Genomic DNA, 6,779 nt, shown 5'->3' with positions numbered 1-6,779 from the left:
TCGCATAGCAACGAATGCTTTTGCCATGACATATTGAGCTTTAACCAAACCAAAGATGCCGGACTTATATCAATTCTCGATTTTGAATTGAACAGTCTTTGCTCTGCAGACGTTTCGGCATTTTCGTCTGTACCTTTACTTTGAAGAATCGGTCTTACAGGCTTAAGTTAGCGAAAAGACTTTAAGAGCGTTTTAGCCAGGGGTTAAGCCAAAAATAATTTAGGAATATAAACTCAATTGCGCCTAAAAATGCCTTTGTTTATTAATAAAATCCGTAATAATACCCAATGTTGACCAAAATCTGCTTTAGCGTCAACCCTCTGGTTCTGGCAAGCCATGCTGCTGTGTATAGGCATAAATGGCGATCGCCGCTGCTGTACTGACATTTAAAGATTCCACTAAACCCAATTGCGGAATAGCGATCGCCCCCTGGCAAGCCTGCATAATCTCTGGGGGGACTCCAGTCAGCTCTCGACCGAGTACTAACACAGCTTTTTGCGGAAACTCAAACAGCGGTAACTTTTTAGCGGTAGCCGCTGGTGTTAAAGCATAAACCCCGTAACCTTGCTGCTGCCAAGCTTGAATTTGGCTGACTAAGCAATCGGCAGAACAGGCTTGCAAAGGTTGCCACTGATGCGCTGAAGCAGCTAACTTACGAAATTGCCGATCTTGCACAACGGCTAAGGTCGGCAACACCAGCGCTTGCAAGCGAAAAACCTCGACGGTTCGACACAATGCCCCTAAGTTCATCGCGTTTTGCACCAGCGAAGCACAAATAATTAACGAATGGCGAGGTAGCTGTTCGTAGCGCGATCGCATAACAGAGCGGGCTGAGCGGCAAAGGAAGGGAACGGCATCGCTGTAAAATACTACGACAGATTGACATGGTCGGCTGGGTTTGACGGCAGGGCAAATTCAGCGATCGCCCTTTTTATGGCTCAGAAAATAACTGTGGAAAGGCTGCTGCAAATTTCCCGCTGGATTGATCGGTTTAATGAGGCCATAGGTCGTTTGGCCTACTGGCTGGTGCTGCTAATGCTAGGCATTGGCGTGTGGAATGTAGTCGGTCGCTACTTGGGCTACTTTATCGGCCAGAACCTTAGTTCCAACGCTCTGATTGAAAGCCAGTGGTATTTGTTTGATCTGGTGTTTTTGCTGGGGGCTGCTTATACGCTGAAGCATAACGGCCATGTGCGGGTTGATGTCTTTCAAGCTCGCTGGCAGGGTAAGCGTAAAGCGATCGCTGAGTTAGTCGGCACGCTGCTATTTTTGCTGCCGTTTTGCGGATTGGTGATTGTATTTTCGTGGAAGGCGGTTCTGGCCGCTTGGGCTATCCGCGAGGTTTCTCCTGATCCGGGTGGCTTGCCTCGCTATCCCATTAAAAGTTTTATCCCCATCAGCTTTGGCCTGCTGATTTTGCAAGGCATTTCAGAAACAATTAAAAATCTAGCTATTCTCACAACTCCCTCAACGGCGGAGGACGATCATGACCTTCGCTTATGAATGGCTTGGCCCCACGATGTTTGGCGGGGCTTTGGTGCTGCTATCGCTGGGCTATCCGGTAGCCTTTTCGCTAGGTGGGGTAGCGGTGCTGTTTGCCATTATTGGCATTTCGCTCGGCGTCTTTGATCCTATTTTTTTGACGGCAATGCCGCAGCGCATTTTCGGCATTATGCAAAACTTTACGCTGCTGGCGATTCCCTACTTTATTTTTATGGGGGCAATGCTAGAAAAATCGGGCATTGCCGAAAACCTGCTCGAAACGATGGGTCAGCTTTTTGGCCGCGTCCGTGGCGGTTTAGCCCTGGCAGTGGTGGTGGTAGGGGCACTGCTGGCAGCGACGACCGGAGTGGTGGCGGCGACGGTGGTGACAATGGGGTTAATTTCGCTGCCAACGATGCTGCGCTATGGCTATGACAAATCGCTGGCAGCTGGGGCAATTGCGGCTTCCGGCACGCTGGGACAGATTGTGCCGCCCAGTATTGTGCTGGTGGTGCTGGCTGATCAGCTCGGCATCTCGGTGGGAGATTTGTTTATTGGCTCTTTAATTCCGGGGTTGATGATGGCGGCAGCGTTTGCCCTGCATGTGCTGGTGGTGGCAAACCTGCGGCCTGATCTGGCTCCGGCCTTACCCAAAGAATTGCTAGCCGTCAGGGGGCGATCGCTGGCGCTTAAAGTGCTCAAGGTGATGGTGCCCCCTCTGGTGCTGATTCTGCTAGTGCTGGGTAGCATCTTTTTTGGCGTCGCCACACCGACAGAAGCAGGAGCGTTGGGCGGGGTTGGCGCATTGGTGTTAGCGGCGCTTAACCGTCAGCTCACCTGGCAGGGATTGCGGCAGGTTTGCGACAGTACGCTGCGCACCACCAGTATGGTGATTTTTATTTTGCTGGGATCTACCGCTTTTAGCCTGGTTTTTAGAGGTTTGAACGGCGATCGCTTTATTTTTGACGCCCTTACCCGTTTACCGGGTGGGGAGGTTGGCTTTTTGGTCGTCAGCATGCTGACGATTTTTGTCTTAGGCTTTTTTATTGACTTCTTTGAAATTGCCTTTATTGTGGTGCCGTTGTTTGCCCCGATTGCTGAGCAGCTTTATGGCTTAAGTGGGCTGGTTTGGTATGGCGTAGTCATTGGAGCAAATATGCAAACCTCTTTTCTTACGCCTCCATTTGGTTTTGCCCTCTTTTATCTGCGTGGTGTAGCACCAAAAGCAGTCACAACAGGCCATATCTACCGAGGAGCCGCTCCTTTTATTGTGCTGCAGCTTTTGGTGCTGGTGCTGATTATTGTCTTTCCGCCGTTGGTTAACTATCTACCCGGCTTAAGCCGCTGACAATGGCGCAACAGCAGCGATCGCCCCACTAGAATTAGCGGGTTTTGGGGTCGTCAACGTCAGAAAACATGGGTTTGATTGAGCCTTATCCTTTGGGTAGATAGTGATCGTTGTAGCCACTCCGGTTCAACCCCTAAATTACGAAAAGCTTCTGGCAGAGAGCCTTTTAGGCTACCTGCAGCCTTTAGTCTGCCGTCTTTAGCCCTATCAAGCTTTGCCTCCTATGACCCAGCCACCTGTTGAAGTTGCGATCGCCATTTTGCACCAAGACAACCAGTTTTTGCTACAGTTGCGAGACGACATTCCCACCATCGTCTATCCTGGGCACTGGAGCTTTTTTGGCGGCCACATTGAACCCGGTGAATCGGCAGATACAGCCGTTTATCGAGAACTGCAAGAAGAAATTGGCTATTTAGCGCCTCGGCTAGAACTTTTCCACCGCCGGGTTGATCAAAACATTATTCGCAACGTCTACTACGGCCCGCTGACCGTTGCCGTTGACGCTTTGACGCTCAATGAAGGACAAGATTTAGGCTTGTGTTCTATTGCCGACGTACAGCGGGGTTATCGTTATTCGGCAAAGCTGGCCGAAGATCGACCCTTAGGCTTGCCCCATCAGCAAATTTTGCTAGACTTTATTGCTCAATTTTCAGGCCAGTTTTGAGTAACGTTTCAGTCTTTTAATAGATGCAAACCTATTTGGCGTCACTCATTCTGTAGAGATATCCGTTCTTACAATGGAGAGAATTCCACACCTGAGCTTTACTCGTTCGGGTGAAAGCCGCCTAGCGGCGTCCCTTTTTAAGCTGAACTCATGAAACCTTGGGAAATATTGTTGAGAGTTTTCAAAACAGGAAAATTCTCGCCGCATTGGAGGCGATCGCGTTTAGGCTGGCTGGCGATCGCCTTTGTTGTGTGTGCAGGCATCCTCTTTTCTAGCCTCAACGCCTTTACGCAAGAAAAAGTTAGCGTCTCTTTTCTGGTGCGATCGCTGGAAGTCGATCAGCTAGAGATCCTCGAACAGGAATTTGAAGCCCAAAATCCCGACATTGATCTCGAAATGATTCGCGGCCCCAATGCTAGCGACGCAGTTGAAAACCTTTATACCACCTCCTTTTTACTCGGTGATTCTCCCTACGATGTCGTTTATGCAGATGTCGTTTGGGTGCCAAAGTTTGCAGCAGCCGGATGGTTGATGGATTTAAGCGATCGCGTCAACGAAGCCGACCTCACCGCCTTTTTAGAAGCTGACGTAGAAGCAGGCCGCTATCAGGGCGGATTTTACCGCATGCCTTTCCGCACCGATATGGGCATGCTCTACTATCGCAGCGACCTCTTGCAACAGGCCGGACTTGAACCGCCGGAAACCTTTGAGGCGTTAGAGCAAACAGCCAAAACCTTACAAGAACAAGGTCAGGTACCGTGGGGTTTCTCCTGGCAGGGCAAACAGTATGAAGGGCTTGCCACCGTTTTTGTAGAAGTGATTGCGGGCTACGGCGGCTTTTGGGTCAATCCAGAAACCCTAGAAGTTGGTCTTGATAGCCCAGCAGCCTATCAAGCAGTCGAATTTTTGCGCACTCTGATAGCTGAAAATATTACTCCCCCCGGCGTCACCAACTACATCGAAGAAGACGCCCTCCGCCTGTTTGAAAATGGCAATGCCGTGTTTATGCGCAACTGGCCTTATGCGTGGGCGCAAGTCAACCGCGAAGGAACTCCCGTTCAAGGTAAGGTCGGTCTCAAGCCAATGGTGCATGCCCCTGATGCCGATGCCGCCGCCTGTTTGGGTGGTTGGGGGTTCGCTATTTCAGCAACGACCCCTCACCCCGATGAAGCATGGCGAGTGGTAGAATTTCTCACCAGCCGCGAAGCACAGAAAACCTTTGTGCTGGAGTATTCTTACGTGCCTAGCCGTCGCGATCTGTTTGAAGATCCAGAGATTTTAGCCAAATACAATCACTATCAAGAACTGGCTCAGGTAGCAGAAGAAACCGTGCCCCGCCCGCCTGTGGGTCAGTACGCCCAAATTTCTGATATTTTGCAGCGCTATCTCAGCGCCGCCCTTACCAATCAAATCAGCCCCGAAGATGCCATGAATGCGGCAGCGGGTGAAACCCGACGGGTACTTGGTAGTAATGTTACCCAGCAGTCATAGGAGAAACCATGCAAGGAAAACTTCGCAGCCGAGAAGTTCGCACAGGCTGGTTGCTAATTTTGCCGGCTGCTTTGCTGCTGCTGCTGGTCTATGCTTACCCGATTATACGGGCGTTTATTCTGAGTCTATTTGCTCAAAACCTTAGCACCGGGCTAGACACCGTCTTTATCGGCTTTGACAATTATGTGCGAATGGCGCTCGACAGCCGCTTTTGGAACAGCATTATCCATACCGCTGTTTTTACCAGCGTCTCTTTGATCATCGAGCTAATTTTGGGCATGTGTGTGGCACTGGCGCTCAATCAAGCTTTTCGAGGCAGAGGAGCGGTTCGCACCATCGCTATTTTGCCTTGGGCGTTGCCAACCGCCCTAATTGCCCTAGCTTGGCGCTGGATTTTTAACGACCAGTATGGCGTCTGGAACGACATGTTGCTGAATTGGTTTCACATCATTGATCAGCCTGTTAACTGGTTAGGCGATCCGCAGTGGGCAATGGTGGCGGTAATTGCCGCTGATGTCTGGAAAACCACTTCGTTTATTGCGATTTTGCTGTTAGCAGGCTTGCAATCGATTTCAGCAGATTTATATGAAGCACACGCAATCGATGGGGCAAGTCCGTGGCAAAGTTTTCGGCAAATCACGCTACCGCTGCTGATGCCACAAATTTTGATTGCTATGTTGTTTCGCTTTGCTCAGTCCTTCGGCATTTTCGACCTGATTCAAGTCATGACCGAGGGGGGGCCGGGGGGCGCAACCGAAATGGTTTCGCTCTATGTCTATGCAACAGTGATGCGCTATCTCGATTTTGGCTATGGGGCTGCACTGGTGGTAGTTACCTTTTTAATTTTGGTAGCTGTTGTCGGGTTAGCAGGCTTGGGTATCAGCAGAGTCCGCAGCACGACAGGAGTTGAAAGCTAATGACCACCGCTCAAGAACCCTCAACCCAGCAGGCTACTAAAGCCCGCGATTCAGGCATTGCCTGGATGAAGATTCTCCAGTGGATTGCGATTATTTTTGTGGTTTTGTTTAGCCTTGGCCCAGTACTGTGGGAATTGCTCACTTCGATTAAAACCACAGCAGCGATTACAGCCGATTCCGTAGTTTATTTTCCCAGTTTTGATCAGCTTACCTGGGATCACTACGTTGACCTGTTCAGGCGCAATCGCTTTTATATCTATATCTTCAATAGCGCTTTGGTGGCGATTGTCTCTACCGTGCTGTGTTTGGCAATTGGCTCTCCGGCAGCTTATGCCTTAGCCCGACTCAAACTTCCGGGCGAGCGGATTATTTTGGGTACGGTGCTAATTATCACCTTGTTCCCCTATATTTTGCTCTTTTTAGGGCTGCTAGAGGTGATTCGTTTGGCTGGTTTAGCCAACAACTATCTGGCGCTGATTATTCCTTACACAGCAATTAATTTACCGCTGACGATTTTGGTAATGCGGAGCTTTTTTCAGCAGTTGCCGCGAGATTTAGAAGACTCCGCTAAAGTCGATGGTTACAATACGGTGCAAATGCTGTGGCAGATTGTGTTGCCGATGACGCTGCCCGCCCTGGTTACGACAGGGATTCTGGCCTTTATCTTCGCCTGGAATGAATACATTTTTGCGTTGACGTTCATTACTCGCGAGAGTATGAAAACTATCCCGGTTGCAGCCGCTCAGCTAGGGGGGACTAGCTTGTTTGAAGTTCCTTATGGCCCTCTGGCGGCGGCTACCATTGTTGGCACGCTGCCGCTAATTGTGCTGGTGCTTTTCTTCCAGCGCAAGATTGTGCAAGGGCTGACGGCAGGCTC

At 50.2% G+C, this 6,779-nt stretch carries 7 protein-coding genes; 6 read left to right on the top strand and 1 reads right to left on the bottom strand.

The features are described 5' to 3' along the window. Positions 1–312: 312 nt before the first annotated feature. Positions 313–819, bottom strand: a complete 507-nt coding sequence (locus ACTS3T_RS07250) for a TrmH family RNA methyltransferase (RefSeq protein ID WP_377965914.1) — start codon at positions 817–819, stop codon at positions 313–315. A 132-nt stretch (positions 820–951) separates the two neighbouring features. On the opposite strand from ACTS3T_RS07250, the gene ACTS3T_RS07245 reads away from it, so the two are divergent. The 6 genes from ACTS3T_RS07245 to ACTS3T_RS07220 all read left to right on the top strand — a co-directional run. Then, positions 952–1,503 carry a TRAP transporter small permease subunit gene (locus tag ACTS3T_RS07245; RefSeq protein WP_377965986.1) on the top strand — a complete coding sequence of 184 codons (552 nt, stop codon included), beginning with the start codon at positions 952–954 and terminating at the stop codon, positions 1,501–1,503. Then, entirely contained in the window at positions 1,487–2,830 is a 1,344-nt protein-coding gene (locus ACTS3T_RS07240) for a TRAP transporter large permease (protein ID WP_377965912.1), read from the top strand. Before ACTS3T_RS07245 ends, ACTS3T_RS07240 begins: the two co-directional genes overlap by 17 nt. Before the next feature lie 223 nt (positions 2,831–3,053). Next, positions 3,054–3,494, top strand: a complete 441-nt coding sequence (locus ACTS3T_RS07235) for an NUDIX hydrolase (RefSeq protein WP_377965910.1) — start codon at positions 3,054–3,056, stop codon at positions 3,492–3,494. A 150-nt stretch (positions 3,495–3,644) separates the two neighbouring features. Continuing rightward, entirely contained in the window at positions 3,645–4,985 is a 1,341-nt protein-coding gene (locus ACTS3T_RS07230) for an ABC transporter substrate-binding protein (protein ID WP_462934869.1), read from the top strand. 8 nt (positions 4,986–4,993) lie between these two features. Then, on the top strand, positions 4,994–5,902 hold the full coding sequence (locus ACTS3T_RS07225; protein ID WP_377965906.1) for a carbohydrate ABC transporter permease: 909 nt from the start codon (positions 4,994–4,996) through the stop codon (positions 5,900–5,902). Continuing rightward, the coding region (locus ACTS3T_RS07220; RefSeq protein WP_462934868.1) for a carbohydrate ABC transporter permease at positions 5,902–6,779 on the top strand (878 nt) is incomplete at its 3' end. The genes ACTS3T_RS07225 and ACTS3T_RS07220, both read left to right, overlap by 1 nt.

Source organism: Almyronema sp. (assembly GCF_052168255.1).
GTDB classification, from domain to species: Bacteria; Cyanobacteriota; Cyanobacteriia; order Phormidesmidales; family Phormidesmidaceae; genus Sphaerothrix; species Sphaerothrix epifaneia.
This window is presented reverse-complemented; position numbering and strand designations above follow the sequence as displayed.

Coding starts and splice junctions, on each gene's coding strand:
- ACTS3T_RS07250 (WP_377965914.1), bottom strand. CDS start 819: ATGCGATCGCGCTACGAACAGCTACCTCGCCATTCGTTAATTATTTGT.
- ACTS3T_RS07240 (WP_377965912.1), top strand. CDS start 1,487: ATGACCTTCGCTTATGAATGGCTTGGCCCCACGATGTTTGGCGGGGCT.
- ACTS3T_RS07235 (WP_377965910.1), top strand. CDS start 3,054: ATGACCCAGCCACCTGTTGAAGTTGCGATCGCCATTTTGCACCAAGAC.
- ACTS3T_RS07230 (WP_462934869.1), top strand. CDS start 3,645: ATGAAACCTTGGGAAATATTGTTGAGAGTTTTCAAAACAGGAAAATTC.
- ACTS3T_RS07225 (WP_377965906.1), top strand. CDS start 4,994: ATGCAAGGAAAACTTCGCAGCCGAGAAGTTCGCACAGGCTGGTTGCTA.